16 protein-coding genes are annotated in these 16918 nt (G+C 40.1%); 3 read left to right on the forward strand and 13 right to left on the reverse strand.

Going from position 1 to position 16918, the window contains the following annotated elements; translation table 11 throughout:
* Positions 1-7 precede the first annotated feature (7 nt).
* The 6 genes from QZ576_RS14235 to secA form a co-directional block, all read right to left on the reverse strand.
* Positions 8-559 carry a PepSY-associated TM helix domain-containing protein gene (locus QZ576_RS14235; protein WP_297098315.1) on the reverse strand — a complete coding sequence of 184 codons (552 nt, stop codon included), beginning with the start codon at positions 557-559 and terminating at the stop codon, positions 8-10.
* 399 nt (positions 560-958) lie between these two features.
* The gene (locus QZ576_RS14240; protein ID WP_297098317.1) at positions 959-1375 is read right to left on the reverse strand and encodes a DUF134 domain-containing protein; all 417 of its coding nucleotides are present in this window, start codon (positions 1373-1375) and stop codon (positions 959-961) included.
* Between the two features lies 1 nt (position 1376).
* Positions 1377-2450, reverse strand: coding sequence for a chorismate synthase (gene aroC / locus QZ576_RS14245; protein WP_297098319.1), 1074 nt, complete (start codon positions 2448-2450; stop codon positions 1377-1379).
* A 171-nt stretch (positions 2451-2621) separates the two neighbouring features.
* On the reverse strand, positions 2622-3218 hold the full coding sequence (locus QZ576_RS14250) for an FKBP-type peptidyl-prolyl cis-trans isomerase (RefSeq protein ID WP_297098321.1): 597 nt from the start codon (positions 3216-3218) through the stop codon (positions 2622-2624).
* Between the two features lie 85 nt (positions 3219-3303).
* On the reverse strand, positions 3304-4134 hold the full coding sequence (gene lgt / locus QZ576_RS14255) for a prolipoprotein diacylglyceryl transferase (protein ID WP_297098323.1): 831 nt from the start codon (positions 4132-4134) through the stop codon (positions 3304-3306).
* Positions 4135-4143: 9 nt separating this feature from the next.
* Positions 4144-7467, reverse strand: coding sequence for a preprotein translocase subunit SecA (gene secA / locus QZ576_RS14260; protein ID WP_297098325.1), 3324 nt, complete (start codon positions 7465-7467; stop codon positions 4144-4146).
* 254 nt (positions 7468-7721) lie between these two features.
* Between secA and QZ576_RS14265 the strand changes: the two genes are divergently transcribed.
* Complete coding sequence (locus QZ576_RS14265) at positions 7722-7904, forward strand: hypothetical protein (protein ID WP_297098327.1); 183 nt, start codon at positions 7722-7724, stop codon at positions 7902-7904.
* A 59-nt stretch (positions 7905-7963) separates the two neighbouring features.
* On the opposite strand, the gene QZ576_RS14270 is transcribed toward QZ576_RS14265, so the two are convergent.
* Together QZ576_RS14270 and QZ576_RS14275 are read right to left on the reverse strand one after the other, a co-directional pair.
* Positions 7964-8434, reverse strand: a complete 471-nt coding sequence (locus tag QZ576_RS14270; RefSeq protein WP_297098330.1) for a hypothetical protein — start codon at positions 8432-8434, stop codon at positions 7964-7966.
* 402 nt (positions 8435-8836) lie between these two features.
* Positions 8837-9307 carry a hypothetical protein gene (locus tag QZ576_RS14275; protein ID WP_297098332.1) on the reverse strand — a complete coding sequence of 157 codons (471 nt, stop codon included), beginning with the start codon at positions 9305-9307 and terminating at the stop codon, positions 8837-8839.
* 386 nt (positions 9308-9693) lie between these two features.
* Between QZ576_RS14275 and QZ576_RS14280 the strand changes: the two genes are divergently transcribed.
* Positions 9694-10212, forward strand: coding sequence for a nitroreductase family protein (locus QZ576_RS14280; protein WP_297098336.1), 519 nt, complete (start codon positions 9694-9696; stop codon positions 10210-10212).
* On the opposite strand, the gene QZ576_RS14285 is transcribed toward QZ576_RS14280, so the two are convergent.
* From QZ576_RS14285 to QZ576_RS14295, 3 genes are all read right to left on the reverse strand, one after another.
* Complete coding sequence (locus QZ576_RS14285; RefSeq protein WP_297098339.1) at positions 10202-11359, reverse strand: pyridoxal phosphate-dependent aminotransferase; 1158 nt, start codon at positions 11357-11359, stop codon at positions 10202-10204. The two genes, QZ576_RS14280 and QZ576_RS14285, sit on opposite strands and share 11 nt — an antisense overlap.
* A 59-nt stretch (positions 11360-11418) precedes the next feature.
* On the reverse strand, positions 11419-12354 hold the full coding sequence (locus QZ576_RS14290; RefSeq protein ID WP_297098340.1) for a hypothetical protein: 936 nt from the start codon (positions 12352-12354) through the stop codon (positions 11419-11421).
* A gap of 76 nt (positions 12355-12430) precedes the next feature.
* The gene (locus tag QZ576_RS14295; RefSeq protein ID WP_297098342.1) at positions 12431-13321 is read right to left on the reverse strand and encodes a fructosamine kinase family protein; all 891 of its coding nucleotides are present in this window, start codon (positions 13319-13321) and stop codon (positions 12431-12433) included.
* 96 nt (positions 13322-13417) lie between these two features.
* Here QZ576_RS14295 and QZ576_RS14300 point away from each other — a divergent pair, with 96 nt between their 5' ends.
* The gene (locus tag QZ576_RS14300) at positions 13418-15478 is read left to right on the forward strand and encodes a transporter substrate-binding domain-containing protein (protein WP_297098344.1); all 2061 of its coding nucleotides are present in this window, start codon (positions 13418-13420) and stop codon (positions 15476-15478) included.
* Between the two features lie 11 nt (positions 15479-15489).
* Here the strand turns inward: QZ576_RS14300 and QZ576_RS14305 are convergent, their stop codons facing one another.
* Positions 15490-15822 (reverse strand): TraR/DksA C4-type zinc finger protein, encoded by a 333-nt coding sequence (locus QZ576_RS14305; protein ID WP_297098346.1) that lies wholly within the window; start codon positions 15820-15822, stop codon positions 15490-15492.
* Positions 15823-15837: 15 nt separating this feature from the next.
* The gene (ftsY, locus tag QZ576_RS14310) at positions 15838-16788 is read right to left on the reverse strand and encodes a signal recognition particle-docking protein FtsY (RefSeq protein ID WP_297098348.1); all 951 of its coding nucleotides are present in this window, start codon (positions 16786-16788) and stop codon (positions 15838-15840) included.
* Positions 16789-16918 lie beyond the last annotated feature (130 nt).

The raw sequence follows: 16918 nt of genomic DNA on the forward strand, positions 1-16918 counted from the left end.
ATTCTGGTTAAAGATATAAAATTACAAATATTAAAGGAACAATAAAACCGGCAACCGTCAGCCACCAGCCCCAACGTTTAAATCCTCTTTTTCCTTTTAAAATAAAAAGGCCAGAAACGGCTACAAACAAGAGAATTACAGCCATTGCATCACTCACCCACTTCCACGCGGTTCCCAGCGTTGCACGGTGTAGTTTGTTCATACTAAACACCAATGGCCGACGCTGTAGATAACGCATTCTTCCCTCACCTGAACCGGGAAAGAGAATTACCTCTCCGTTCGCAATAAACACCTTTATATCGCCATCATTATCAACGTAGTGCTTCTTATATACCACATCGGGCTGAACAGACTCCACAATTTCCTGAATTTCATCATCGGGATACGATTGTTGAGGTTGTAAATTGTGGGTAAAATCCGTGATTATTATTTTGTAATCAGGGTTGAAATCGTGACGATGGTTCAAATAGATTCCCGACACGGCATAAACGATTGTCATGGCCACAATAAAGTATCCAAAATCGCGGTGTAAAATGCGTAGAAGTTTCCGAATTTTCATCTTATTAAAATTGTTTATTTAATTGGTATAAGATGTAACTCCCGATGAATTTTAAAATGTTAAAATTCAAGGTCGTTTCATAGATAAATTCTTTTGAGGGTAAATATATGATAAATGGCTTGATTAGCAGTTTAACAAAAAATATTAAATATTAACATTATTGGAAAATGTTGATAATCAATATAAACCGCATGAGGTTTACGATTTGAGCGTTTAATTCGGGTATTTTTGTCTTTATAAGAGAAATCAAGTATTGACACGAAAAACATATAGTTGTATATTGCAGTCATCCTAGTGTACTAGGGCTCTGGTTTTATCACAACTTAATTGGGTACCTCCGGCTATTGAGCCGGAGGTTTTTTCATGTCTTTTTTATAGTAAATGCTTACTAAAAAGCTCTTATTTATCCATATAAAAATCGTTTAGCGAAACCAGGTCTTCGGAGTTACAAACCGGGCATTTCTCTTTGTTTTCAGAATAATCGCTAAAACTTGCTTTACAACTGTTACATCTGAACCAGTTTTTATCGAAATAAACGTCACCACCTCTGAAAATTAGGTCTCTTCCCTCAACAAACGCCGTAGCTACTTTATTTCGTGCTTCTTCGTAAATACGGGTTAATGTTGGGCGCGAAACATCCATGTAAACAGCTGCTTCTTCCTGGGTAAGATTTTGGTAATCTAACAAGCGGATCGCTTCATATTCTTCGAGGTGCAAAACAACTTCATTTGTTTTCCGTCCACGAACACCATAAACCGACATACCTTTAATTACCGGAGGTACCTGAATCCTTCTGTTTCTTTTTCTTCTTGGCATATTAAATCGTGTTAAGTTTATTTAGTAAAAAGTGGTCAACTAAAACCAATGCAGCCATTGCCTCAACGATGGGAACAGCACGTGGAAGCACGCAAGGATCGTGTCTTCCTTTCGGATGAATTTTTATACTTTTCTCATCCTTGTCGAGTGTTTGTTGCTCTTTTAATAAGGTAGCGATGGGCTTAAATGCAACATTAAAATAAATGTCTTCGCCATTGGAAATACCTCCCTGAATGCCACCTGAGTTATTCGTTTTTGTACGAACGCCTTCGTCTGTTTTTATGAAAATGTCGTTGTGCTCCGAGCCGCTGAGTTTAGTTCCTTCGAAACCCGAACCGTATTCAAATCCTTTTACGGCATTAATTCCGAGCATTGCAAAACCCATGTCGGCATGCAGTTTATTAAAAACGGGTTCTCCCCATCCTGCCGGCACACCTGTAGCAACACCGGTAATTACACCACCAACTGTATCGTGTTCGCGTCCGGCTTTTTCAATCCGCGCGATCATATGGTCGGCTACTTCCTGATCGGGGCAACGTACAATGTTATCCTCGGTTGCAGCAAGATCGAGTTCTTTGTAGCTTTTCTGCAATTTAATTTCGCCCACCTGCGATACAAAAGCCTGAATAGAAACACCGGCTTTTGCCAGTATTTGTTTGGCAATTGCACCGGCTACAACACGCGCAATGGTTTCGCGTGCCGATGATCTGCCGCCTCCGCGATGATCGCGCGTACCGTATTTTTTAGTGTAAGTAAAATCGGCATGCGACGGACGATATACATCTTTGAGGTCGTTGTAATCGTTTGAGTGTTGGTCTTTGTTCCAAATAGCAAAAGCTATCGGAGTTCCCTGTGTTTTTCCTTCAAATACTCCGGACAGAAACTCCACCTGATCGGGCTCTTTACGTTGTGTAGTAATTTTCGACTGTCCTGGTTTTCTGCGGGCCAGGTCTTTTTGAATTAAATCTATATCGAGCTCAACCCCGGCAGGACAACCATCGATAATACCTCCGATTCCTCGTCCGTGAGATTCGCCAAATGAGGTTAAGCGAAATATCTTTCCAAAAGTGTTCATCTGTAAAATATTGTTTGTTACTTTTTGTAACAATTAGATCTCGTGTAAATGGTAGCTACAATGAAGTAGTTGATTTTCACACAATCAGTTCTATAATGTGAGAAACCCCGTTTCCATTACCAAATGAAAACAGGGTTAAAATAATTAAATTGAACTTATTATCAAAATTTATTAGCAGCCGCAGCCACAGCCACCACCGCTTTCAGTTCCGCAAGAACCATCATTGCATCCACCATCGTTACAACCACCGTCGCTGCTTCCACAGCCACAGCCGCCGCCACCTCCTGAAAGGATCTGTGCAACTTCTTCGTCTGATGCTTCGCGAACGTCAACAACTTTACCTGCAAAAAATAAATCTTCGCCCGCCAGTGGGTGGTTGAAGTCCATTTTTACAATTTCGTCGTTAACCTCTAATACCAATCCGTTTAAACGCTGGCCGTTACTGCTCATCATTGGTACAGTATTGCCAACTTTAATCAATTCTGCGTCGAATTCACCATTCACCAAAAACACATTTTTTGGCAACTCAACAACTGCTTCGTTGTTTACTGCGCCATATGCATCGGTGCTGGCAATTTTAATTGTGAAAGGATCGTCTTGTTTCAAACCGATCAATTCAGATTCGAACTTTGGTAGCATCATTCCTGCTCCGTAAAGGAACTCTAAAGGTTGTTCAGTTGTTGCCTGTTCAACCAATTCTCCTTGCTCGTTGTCGATACGAAGATCGTACGTCAACTTCACCATTTTATATTTTCCAATCTCTAACATATTCTTTAATTCTTGATAATCCGCAAAATAAGTTATTTTCAAATCTCTAACAAAATACTTGCAGATCCTCTATTCAGTTTTAACATTAATTTTTACTATTCTTAAAAACCACCTCGGGTTTCTTTATGGCTCTGTAAACCAATAATGCGCCAATAAGTACAAATGGAACACTTAACCACTGCCCCATGTTCAATGCCATACCGGCTTCAAAAGCTTCCTGGTCTTCTTTTATAAACTCGATAAAGAAACGAGCTGTGAAGATGAAAACGAAGAAGGCGCCCAGCAATAAGCCCGGACGATTTTTAGCACTTGTTTTCCAATATAAATACGTTAACACACCAAACGAAACCAGGTATGATAACGCTTCATATATCTGTGTAGGATGTTTTGCTACCGTTTCGCCGTTTCTTTCGAAAATTACGCCCCAAGGCAATGCTGTTTGAATTCCGTAGATTTCAGAGTTCATCAGGTTTCCGGTGCGAATAAACGCTGCAACCAAAGCCGTGGGAACTACAATTCGGTCGAGTGTCCAAAGCATGGTACGTTTGGTTACCCATTTTGAATGCAGGTACATGGCAATTAAAATACCCAATGCCCCGCCATGACTGGCCAGTCCGCCGTGCCAAACCTTTATAATTTCGCCCGGGTTTTGCGAGTAATAATCCCAGCCATAAAAGAAAACGTGGCCAAGACGAGCACCAACAACAGTTGCTATTATAATGTAAAAGAACAGGCTGTCGATCCATTTCTGATCTACATTCTCCGACTTTAGCATTTTCTCGCCAATGTAGTAGCCAATTAAAAATCCTGAGGCAAACAATAAACCATACCATCGAATTGACAGTGGCCCAAGGCTAAATATTTCAGGATCGACATTCCAGTGAATGAAGCTCAGTAAACTGATCATATTCATCATGTAGTTTGATTATAAATCACCACCTCTTCCGTGGCATTGTTTGTATTTTTTGCCGCTTCCGCAAGGACAAGGATCGTTACGTCCAACACGTTTTTCAACTTTAACCGGTTGTGGTTTCGCCTTTTCAGCCGTATTTGTATTGGCACCTTCCATAGCATTTTCAGCCGATGGCAGTTCCGATTTTTGCGTTTTATAACGACTCATATCGGTTCTGCGTCGTGCTTCTGCTTCACGCACCTGTTCCGGGCTCTGAATAGGAATCTGACCTTTCATTAAGGTTGAAACAACGTCCTTATTCACCTTGGCAACCATTACCTTAAACAGGTTAAACGACTCGAACTTGTAAATCAATAACGGGTCCTTTTGCTCGTAAGTAGCATTTTGTACCGATTGTTTTAAGTCGTCCATCTCGCGAAGTTGCTCTTTCCACGATTCATCGATGGTGTTCAGAACAATTTGTTTCTGGTACGATTTTACCAATTCCTTACCTTTATTATCGTAGGCCTTTTCAAGGTTACAGATAATCTGGAAAACACGTTTTCCATCGGTAATCGGAACAACAATATTTTTGTAAACCTCTTTTTTGGTTTCGTATACATTTTTAATAACCGGATAAGCTTGCTGTGCAATGGTTTCAACTTTGCGGTTATAGTTGTTGATCATTTTTTCGTAAATGCGCTGGGTTACCTCCGCGGCATTCAAACTTTTGAATTCGTCCTGATTTACAGGTGTTTCTAACGAAAGTAAACGCATCAGTTCCATGTTGAAATCTTCAAACATATCAGAACCGTGGTATTCATTAACCAACTCTTCAACCGAGTCGTACATCATGTTCAGCACATCAACTTCCAAACGTTCGCCGTATAAAGCGTGACGACGTTTTTTGTAGATCACTTCACGCTGCGAGTTCATCACATCATCGTATTCCAGCAAACGCTTACGAATACCGAAGTTGTTCTCCTCAACTTTTTTCTGTGCACGTTCAATCGATTTAGAGATCATTGAGTGTTGAATCACCTCTCCGTCTTCCAAACCGAGTTTGTCCATCACTCCGGAAATACGATCGGAGCCGAACAAACGCATCAGGTTGTCTTCCAACGACACATAGAACTGCGAAGAACCCGGGTCTCCCTGACGTCCTGCACGTCCTCGCAGCTGTCTGTCAACACGTCTCGAGTCGTGACGCTCGGTACCAATAATTGCCAAACCGCCGGCTTTTTTCACCTCGTCAGTAAGCTTAATATCGGTACCACGACCTGCCATGTTGGTTGCAATTGTTACTGCTCCCGGCTGACCGGCTTCGGCAACAATGTCGGCCTCACGAGCGTGTAACTTCGCATTCAAAACGTTGTGCTTAATACCTTTTATTTTCAGCATTCGGCTGAGTAATTCCGATATTTCAACCGATGTAGTACCCACCAATACCGGACGACCTTTTTTGTTGAGTTCAACAATTTCGTCGCTAACTGCATTGTATTTTTCGCGCTTGGTTTTGAAAACCAGGTCTTCCCTATCGTCGCGAACAATCGGACGGTTGGTAGGAATTACCACAACTTCCAATTCGTAGATATCCCAGAATTCGCCTGCTTCTGTTTCCGCAGTACCGGTCATACCGGAAAGTTTGTGGTACATTCTGAAATAGTTCTGAAGCGTAATAGTTGCAAAAGTTTGCGTTGCCGCTTCAACTTTCACCTGTTCTTTGGCTTCAATTGCCTGGTGTAAACCATCAGAATAACGACGACCTTCCATAATACGTCCGGTCTGCTCGTCAACAATTTTCACCTTGTTGTCGATAACCACATATTCCACATCTTTTTCGAACATGGCGTATGCTTTTAACAACTGGTTTATAGTATGAACACGCTCTGATTTAACAGCGTAGTCCTGCAATAACTTGTCTTTTTCAACCTGAATGTCTTCCGGTGCTTTTTCGCTGTTTTCCAGCTCAGCCATTTTTCCACCCATATCAGGCAGAACGAAGAATTCAGCATCTTCAAAACCGGCAGAAATCAAATCGATACCTTTATCGGTAAGCTCAACCGAGTTTTGCTTCTCTTCGATAACAAAAAACAATGGGTCGGTTACAATATGCATGTTTTTGCTGTTCTCCTGCATGTACAGATTTTCTGTTTTCTGCATAACAGCTTTCATACCTTCCTCACTCAAAAACTTAATGATGGATTTGTTTTTAGGCATCCCTTTGTGGGCACGCAATAAAAGCAAACCACCTTCTTTTTTCTCTTCTGAAGTTGCATCGGGTTTGGTAAGCAGGCGTTTGGCATCGATAAATACTTTATTTACCAGTTCGCGCTGCGCACGGTATAATTTTTCTACGTAAACTTTCAGTTCTTCAAACTGCTGATTATCGCCTTTTGGCACCGGACCGGAAATAATAAGTGGTGTACGGGCATCATCAACCAATACCGAGTCAACCTCGTCGACGATGGCGTAGTGATGTTTGCGCTGCACCAAATCCTCAGGATTAATGGCCATGTTATCGCGCAGATAATCGAAACCAAATTCGTTGTTGGTACCAAAAGTAATATCCGAGTTGTATGCTTTTCTTCGGGCTTCAGAGTTTGGCTGGTGTTTGTCGATACAATCAACCGATAATCCGTGGAACTCGTAAATTGGCCCCATCCACTCGGCATCACGTTTCGACAGGTAGTCGTTAACCGTTACGATGTGCACCCCTTTTCCGGTAAGTGCATTCAAAAATACAGGCAATGTTGCCACAAGCGTTTTACCTTCACCGGTTGCCATCTCGGCAATGTTACCCTGATGAAGTACCACACCACCAATCAGCTGCACATCGTAGTGAACCATGTTCCAGGTTACCCGGTTTCCGCCGGCCAACCAGCTGTTCTCCCAAATGGCTTTGTCTCCGCTAATTTTAATGCTGTCGCGGGTTGCCGACAAATCGCGGTCGAAATCGTTGGCAGTAACTTCAACGCTTTCGTTTTCGAAAAACCGTCGTGCTGTATCTTTTACTACCGCAAATGCTGTTGGAAGAATTTCGTTGAGAACTTCTTCTATTTTCTCATCAATTTTTTCTTCCAGCTTGTCGATACGTTCGTATATCTTTTCGCTTTCCTGAATTTCAACTTCTTCAACTTCTACTTTTAAAGCAGCAATTTCGTCCTCTTCAGGTTTAATACGATCGGCAATAATTTGCTTTAATTTCGCCGATTCGGCCCTAAGACCATCATGAGATAATTTGGAGATTCTTTCGTATTCCTCTTTTATTTTATTGACGATAGGAGTTATTTCTTTAATATCCCGCTCCGATTTGTTTCCCAGAAGTTTTCCCAGGATCTTATTTACAAATGCCATCTGTGCAACTTATATTTAAATTATATAAAACCTGTGCAAATGTAATTAATTGTACAGGCTAAAAAAACAATCGTTTTACTTATTACTAATAATTATGCCAAATAGTTTTGAGCACTTTTTCCCGACACATTTACAGTCTCGGGAACAATTATCTGCCACCACAACTGCCATATGCGCATAAGTTTATTCAACTTTCAAAAAGGCGACGCTGCGGTAATCGGCCAATTTTAATACTTTTGACGCAAATATTTCGAATGGGAGATTTAAAAAATACCTGTTTTGTTTGTAAGAAACCTGTCACTTCTGAGAACTCGGAAATGAATACAACGGTTAATTTGCCGGTCTGTGCAGATTGTAAAGGAACCGATGCAGAGAAAAAGGCAGAAAAAGAAGCCCTCGACAGCTTGGCCGACGGTTTTGTTTGCGGCTGTATATAAAAAAACCGCGATCGCTCGCGGTTCCTTCAAAATTGCTTTCTATGAAATAAATTTGTGGTTTAATTTAAAAGGTGTGTGTAACCATCGTTAATCAGGTCGGGCAAATAACTTGCAATTAATCCCAGTGCTGTTTCATCATCAACTTTATTAGGAGTGATAATGCGCTGGCGTTCCATTTCTTCCTGACTAATAACGGCTCTTGAAATTCTTTTCGGAACATCGCTCCATGCTTTTCTGGTTTCTTTAACACCAAATCCTTCGCTGGTTGCAGCGTAACTTACCTGGAAATGTTTTGAATGTACAACATACTCAACACCTTCAAGTGTTTTACGTTTTACAACTGTAACAGGATCTTCTTCTGCGCTGTAACTTACCGTCCAAAGTGCTTTTACCGATTTTCCCATGTAAAGATTATCGACTTCTTCGATTTCGAACGATTTAAACTGAGTGCGTACGCCTGTTGCCGATGCACTTACTGAAACTAATACGAATGCTAAAACCAATACGGATAATAAATTTAATTTTTTCATGACTCTAAATTTTTGTTTTCTGACTGTAATTGTTTTCGTAATTATTTGTATTGGAGAGACGCACGAATTACATTTTGGTGACATCCAAAAGCCTTGCTGTAAAACAGATTCCGTTCACAGAAAAAGATTGCTTTTTACATATTTAAAGATTTTACCCTATTTTATTTTCAATTTAAAATTAAAAGACACATTTGTATTTTAAATTTAAATCACTTTCCCCAAAAAGCGATTACCCCTACTCTTTCAGCAAAAATATTTCTGTAGACGAACGACAGATTTTATCGACAAAATTTTTGTGCTTTTTTTAGTTATTTTTCATCCGAACCAACAAAAACAAAAAAAGCCATCCGTCATTTGACGGATGGCTTCGAATTAAAATTACTTCTATTCTAATTATTGCGATTAATTGAGTAAGTGCGTGTATCCGTCGTTTAATAAGTCAGGAAGATAGCAGGCAATTAGTCCTAAAGCCATTTTATCATCCACCTTATTTGGCGAGATAATCTCCTGATTTTTCAATTGGTTCTGATTGATAACTGCATGGTTGATTTTGTTATCAACGTTACACCATGATTTACGAACTTGTTTTGCACCAAAACCTGCTGCAGAAGCTACGTAACGAACAGAAAAGAACTCTGAGCTCACTACATATTCAGTTCCTTCAATAGTGTTTCGTTTAACTACTGTAACCGGTTTTTCCGAGTTGTCGTAGCTCAAGGTCCAAATTGCATCAACCTTTTTGCCCATGTACAAATCATCAACCAGGGTAAATTCAAATTCATTAAATTCGGTACGTATTCCGGTAGCATTGGCAACAGATGTGGCCATTACAAAAAATGTAACAATTGCGATTATAAAATTTACTTTTCTCATGACATTAAAATTTAAGGTTCAACTCTAAACTTTGTTATTGTTTAATTTCCGTGCAAATGAAAGACAAATTTTAATGCTGCAACAAGAAAAACTAATGCTCTAAAACACATTTCAATTGCGATTAAATCGTTGAAAATAAAAGACTTTAAGCGCAAATCATTTTCCGCTTACACTCTGATCTTTTAAAATTGAAAAACGGATTAAAAATTGACAGAAAACCATATTTTTGCTTACACTTTAAAAACTTAAAAAAGTTTATATTTACATATTAAAAGTGCAGATTTTATCAAAAATCCCCGTGAAACACCTGCTATACGGCAGAAATGATAAAATGAAAGTTGCACACGCCGGTTGGCGAACAGTTAAAAACAAACAAGAAATGGCCTATGAATTTGTCAGATATTATAAAAAACCGTTATTCTGTTAGAAGTTACAAAGACACCGCGGTAGAAAAGGAACAACTTTTAGAAATATTGGAGGCCGGCAGGCTGGCTCCGTCGGCGGTTAATTTTCAGCCCTGGCACTTTATAGTTGTACAAGACAAAGAAATCCTGACACAATTATATAATTGTTACGACCGAAGTTGGTTTCGTTCAGCGCCGGTAATTATTGTGGCTTGTGCCGATCATTTACAATCGTGGAAACGGGCTTCGGACGGAAAAGATTCGGCCGATATCGACCTGGCAATTGCCATCGACCATATCACATTAAAAGCTACCGAATTGGGATTGGGAACTTGCTGGGTGTGTAATTTTGATGTTAACGCTTGCTCCGAAGTATTACAACTTCCGCACAATATCGAGCCTGTTGCAATGATTCCAGTGGGCTACCCCAGCAGCAAGAGACCCGACAAAAAGCGCAAACCTATTGACGAGATCGTTCATTTCGACCGCTTTAATCCCTAGTTAAATTGTGATATTTCGCCAGGTAGTTCTGCAAGCGATTCATGCCTTCCTCGATATTCTCGATGGAGTTGGCATACGAAAAACGCAGAAAGCCTTCGCCGTTATCGCCAAAATCAATTCCGGGAGTTACTCCAACATGTGCTTTTTCCAGTATATCAAAAGCCAGCTTGTAACTGTCGTTCGAAAGATGTTTGGCATTCACCAATACATAAAAAGCTCCTGTAGGTTTTACTTTAATATCGAAACCAAGCCTAGTTAAACGATCGATTAAATACCGGCGTCTTTTATCGTAGGTTAAGCGCATCTCTTCCACTTCTTCACCTGCATTTTTTAAAGCTTCAATTCCGGCGCGCTGCGTAGTCGATCCTGCACAAATGAATAGGTTCTGCTGCATTTTCTGCATACACCTTACATATTCCTGCGGGGCAATTACATAACCCAAACGAAGCCCGGTCATGGCATAACGTTTCGAAAAGCCGTTTAAAACAAAGGCTTTGTCGCTTACTTCCAAAATGGAATGTGCACGATCTTCGTAAACCAAACCGTGGTAGATTTCGTCAGAAACAATGGGGATATCAAATGTCGTCAGATCTTTCATCAATTCAACCGACAAAAGGTTTCCGGTTGGATTCATGGGGCTGTTTATCATTATTGCACGCGTTCTGTCGGTGATGCGTTTTTTGATTTCCTCGTAACGATACTGAAAACCATCTTCCTCGTAAACCGGCACTTTTATTGCTTTTGCACCAATAAAACGTATAAAATTCTCGTAACAGGCATAGCCCGGATCGGAAATGATCACTTCATCTCCGGCATCGCACAATACGCCCAGCGTTAGTAAAATGGCCGGCGAACTCCCCGACGTAACAATAATCTGTTCCGGAGAAACCGAAACATTATATTCTTCTTTGTACTTTTCAGCAATTTGTTTGCGGAGTTCTGGGTCGCCAAGGCTGTGCGTATAATGCGTTCGGCCTTCGTCAAATGCTTTTTGTTCGGCAACCGAAACACATTTTGGAACATCAAAGTCAGGTTCCCCTACTTCGAGGTGAATCACATTAATCCCCCGCTGCTCCATTTCGGCAGCCTTTTCAAGAACTTCCATTACAATAAACGGGGTAATTTCCTTAGCCTTTTGTGCGATCATTAAAATCGGATTTGGTTTTGGGGCTAATTTAATCAATAACCAAACCGGCAACAATGGCTTTACTCATAATTTTTATCGATGGTAACTTTGCTTACCACTTTGTCGCCCACCTCGAAAAGTGTTTTTACTTTTAGTTTTTGCGACAAATATTCGGCAGCAAAATAAAATGGAATGGGCAAAGTTATCGGACTAAAAATGCTTTCCACATATTTATTCGATAATTCATAGGTTTCGGCACCAGCGATATTTACCTTTTTAAGCAGCCTTTTGGTACGGTTATGTTCACGCCCTTCGTGGTTTATAGCAATAACCATCGAGTCCTTGGCCGTTTCAATAAAACCATGTTCATACTGCGAAACCGACATACTTAAAACCGGCATTCGCATCACCTGACTAAGCACAAGAGCAGCAACATTTGCAGTAGCAACATTTGGTCCGTTACCAAGAATGTACAAACAACAGCGTTTTTTTCGCTGCGTTTTCGTGTATATTCTTGCGCCAATATCGGTGCCTAACGTTTCAAATTCTGTCTGATGTTTTTTTAGTGCTTCAACAGCTTCAACCGGATCAAAACCAAATCCCAGGTACAATACCAATAAAGTATTAATGTATGTTTTTGTGGCAATATGATCTTCAACGCCTGAATACAACAACACTTTCTTAGTGCAGTTCTGATGGTTTCCCAACGGACTGTTCTCGTCGTTTACAATTGCGGTGAACGACTTAAAATAGTCGGCACACCAAATCGTTTCCGAACTTTGTCCCGATTGCGAAATAAGCACTCCTTTATCAGGCTCTTTATATTTTAGCAGGTAATTAAAATATTCGGCTGCTTTCTCCGGGAAAAAGTTTATTCCCATAAAACGAAAAGCTTCTGTTGCGATATGCGAAGCTCCCATACCAATATAAGGCACCTCCTCCGGCAATATCAACCCCTTATTCTTTTTGTAACACAGCTCTGCCCTGTACGGTATTTCAAAAACTTCATCTTTCATCGCTGTAACCTTTTGTATTATAACTATAAGTTACAAAAACAAAACGTACAAATACAAGTAATTGCGCGAAAGAAATTTATAAATAGCGTTTCGCGATGGATACTGCTTGTTGCAGATATCCGCCTCCAAATAAATAATAATGATTAAGCACATGATACAACTGATAAAGCTGATTTCTGTCGCGCCATCCTGCATCGAGCGGAAATTCTTCGTTGTAAGCAGCAAAAAATCGCGAAGAGAAACCTCCGAACATGGTAACAATCCCAAATTCCATTTCGCGGTGCGAATAGCTGGCTGCCGGATCGATCAACGCCGGACCATTTTTCGTTAACATGTAATTTCCCGACCATAAATCGCCATGAATCAATGAAGCCTTTTCTTCATTCGGAATCAACAACTCCAAGCGGTCGAGTAACTTTTCAAACAAACGCAAATAAGAACTGTCCAGTCCCCTGCTTTCACGAATCATGTTTATTAAAAAGGATAATCTTTTATCACGATAAAACGAAATCCAGCTTTTTCCCCAGTTATTATTTTGCGTTGTTGCGCCACAATAATTATCCGAATAGAATCCAAAATCATCTTGCTGATATTTATGAATTTTTGCCAATCCTCTCCCCAATCGCTCCGACTGATCGGTACCTCCCGGCTCCAGGTATTCCATCATCAGAAAAGCGGGCGTTTCGTCAACTTCTTTTGCATACAATACTTTTGGTATACAAACTGTTCCGTCGGACGCCTTGCTGAGTTCTTTTAAACTCTCGGCCTCGCGGGTAAAAATGTCGCTTTCGCAATTCGAATTCCACTTCAGAAAAAAACTGCCACAATTGGTATCTATTTTTGATGCATGGTTTATACACCCGCCAGACAAAGCACTGGATGACGCCACTTTTACCAGTTCTCCAAACACTTCAGATAACCGCTCTTCAACCACTTGTAAAATACGATCTTGACTGTTTATAATCATTTTATTTGCCTATTTTCTTAATTCAAGAATATGTTTAAATTTAGCAGGAATTTAATTTCAAAAAAACTTTTTAGATTTGTTTTAAAATAACCCGGTATGCGAATTTTCTTAATTTGCGTAATAGTACTTACTAATTGCTATTACCTAAATGCTCAATATAAAATTAAGGCAAGTAATGATTACCCTCCGTTTAATTACACCGATGAGAATGGTAATCTTGTTGGCTTTAATATCGATCTGGTAAAAGCCATAAACAGGCTTTACAATAATCAGATTGAAATTTCGGGAGCAGACTGGCAAACTATTAATAAGATGCTGGAAAACGGCCAGATTGACGGGATTGCCGGAGCCCACTACCCCGGCTACCCCGACAATGAACACCTGTATACCCGGTCGGTGATAAACACTTCGCATTGTTTTTTTTACAATAAAAATTTCCACAAAAACATTACGCCCGAATTGTTGCGTACCATTAAAAAACCGGTAGTTGCTTTATGGAAGAACGATGTGTTGGTGCGCTACGTTTTAAGTATAAATCCGGCTGCAAAATTTGTTTATGCAACCGATTACGATCAGTTAATTGAACTTCTGGAAGACGAGCAGGTAACTTGTGCTATTGCCCAACGAATTGGGGGGATGTATTATGTAACAAAACATCAAAAAGATTACATAAAAACAACCAACCACCGCATACTGGAGCGAAATATGGGTTTTATGCTTTCGCCAAATTCGGTTGAATTGGCAGCAATTATTAATAATGCCACCGAAGTTTTATTATCCAATGGAGAATACCAGCGCATATACAACAAGTGGCTTGCCGAGTACGATAAAGAATCGAACGGCTTACGAGATTATTTGCGATACATTATTCTTATTAGCGCAATTGTTGGCCTTATAATTCTGCTGCTAATTGTTATCAACCGCATACTTCAGGCAAAAGTGAGAAACAAAACGCAGGATCTTCAGCATCAACTCGATCTGAATTCGGAGATTATGAAAGAACTGTCGCGCCAGAAAAACAAGGCAGAACAAAGTGACAAAATGAAGTCTGCTTTTTTGGCGAACATGAGCCACGAAATACGAACTCCGATGAATGGTATTTTGGGCTTTGCCGAACTTCTAAAAACCCAGGCCTATTCAAAAGAGGAAGAATTGCAGTTTATAAATATCATTCAGCAGAGCGGCGACCGAATGCTGAATACCATTAACAACATTATTGATATTTCGAAAATTGAATCAGGAAACGAAGAGGCGCAGATAAAAAAAGTGGACATTGCCAAAATCGTATCCGAGCTGAAAGACTTTTTTGTGGTTGAAGCCAATGAAAAGGGAATTGATTTGATTGTTGAGCCAGAAGTTACAGCGCCGTCGCCAAACTTTTACAGCGACACCTATAAACTAACTTCCATTTTAACCAACCTCATAAAAAATGCTATAAAATTCACCAACGAGGGCTATGTAAAAGTTCATTATTCGCTTAGCGCTACAGAGTTAAAAATTACGATTTGTGACACGGGTATTGGAATTGCTCCCGAAAAACAAAAAGCAATATTCGATTACTTTGTTCAGGCCGATCATTCGCATTCGAGCGGATACGAAGGATCGGGACTTGGACTTTCAATTACGCGAGGTTATATAAAACTATTAAATGGCGAGATCAGTGTTTCGTCAACTCCGGGAAAAGGCACATCATTTACTTTTGTTCTGCCAACTTTAAAGGTTGAAAGCACGCAATCAGATTTGCCTTCAACAGAAACTATAACGGAACAAGTTGATGATATCCGTAATGACGATTTAAATATTATCATCGCTGAAGATGACGAAATATCTTATAACTTTTTAAGCCATATTCTATCGGATATGCCGGGTACTTTAAAGCGGGTTAAAAACGGAGCCGACGTGATTAAACTTGTGAAAAAACATCCGGACACTGATGTTATTTTAATGGACATAAAACTGCCAAAAGTAAATGGATTTGAAGCAACTAAGCGAATCAGGGCATTTAACAAAGACGTGTATATTATTGCACAAACGGCGTATGCACAAGAAAACTACAAACAAGAAGCAATGGCCGCAGGATGTAACAATTTCATTGTAAAGCCGATTGATAAAAACCAGCTGAAAAAGATCCTCTCGAACCTAAAACAACCAGCCTGATCTGAATCTTTTTAACGAGAACAATTTATACAGGTACGCGCTTGAGGCATAATTAAAACACGCCCCAGGGGAATTGGCTTTTTACATTTTATACAAAGGCCAAAATCATCGTCATCAACTTTCGACAGGGCCAATTTCAACTTCTCCAGTTTGTCTTTTGATTTGCGTAAAGCGGCCTCGGTAACACTTTTGTTATTAATGGCATCCATCCGTGAAATCCGGCCAATAGCATTTTCAGGCGCTACAGGTTTTGTAAGCTCCTTATATTCCTGAATAAGCTTCTCCGTTTTTTCAATTTCGGAAGTAATTTGAACTTTTATTTCAGCCTTATTCAGTTCAGCCATAATAACAAAATAGGATTATGAGAACAGCGAATCGACAAACTCACGGCGACGGAAAATTTGCAAATGCTCCATTTTCTCGCCAATACCAATGTATTTTACCGGAATTTTAAACTGGTCGGAAATACCAATTACAACACCACCTTTAGCAGTACCATCGAGTTTGGTAAGTGCCAGCGCAGTTACTTCGGTAGCTTTTGTAAATTGTTTTGCTTGCTCGAATGCATTTTGCCCGGTTGAACCGTCAAGGATAAGCAAAACCTCGTTTGGTGCGTCGGGAACAATCTTCTGCATAACTTTTTTAATCTTGCTCAGCTCGTTCATTAAACCAACTTTGTTATGCAGTCGGCCGGCAGTATCAATAATTACCACATCGGCATTGGTTGCTTTTGCCGATGCCAAAGTATCGTAAGCTACCGATGCCGGGTCTGATCCCATTTTTTGTTTTACAATAGGAACGTCTACCCTTTCGGCCCAAACCTCGAGTTGCTCAATTGCAGCAGCCCGGAATGTGTCGGCAGCTCCCAATACAACCGATTTTCCGGCTTGTTTAAAATTGTAAGCCAATTTACCGATGGTAGTGGTTTTCCCCACTCCATTTACACCAACAACCATAATTACGTAAGGCCCGTCTTTTTCCGGAAGATCAAAGTCAGATACATCGGTAGTGTTATTCTCCTCCAACAAATCAGATATCTCATCTTTAAGAATGTTGTTCAGTTCGCTAACACCCATGTATTTGTCGCGGGAAACACGTTCTTCGATACGCTCAATAATTTTTAGCGTTGTGTCAACACCAACGTCCGATGTGATGAGTACCTCTTCCAGGTTGTCTAAAACTTCGTCGTCAACTTTCGATTTTCCGACTACCGCACGACTCAGTTTTTTAAAAACACTCTCTTTGGTTTTCGACAATCCTTCGTCAAGACTTTCTTTCTTCTTTCTGCTAAAACTTCCGAATATGGCCATATAAATACGATTTGCAGGTCCTAAAATAGTACAAAATTTGGTTACAGTAAATATGTGGTACAAAAAATACCAAATCGTTCATATAAACAAAAAAAGCTTTCATCTTACATGAAAGCTTTTCCTGTTATAC

Origin of the sequence: uncultured Draconibacterium sp., from assembly GCF_913060805.1 — a bacterium.
Taxonomy (GTDB): domain Bacteria; phylum Bacteroidota; class Bacteroidia; order Bacteroidales; family Prolixibacteraceae; genus Draconibacterium.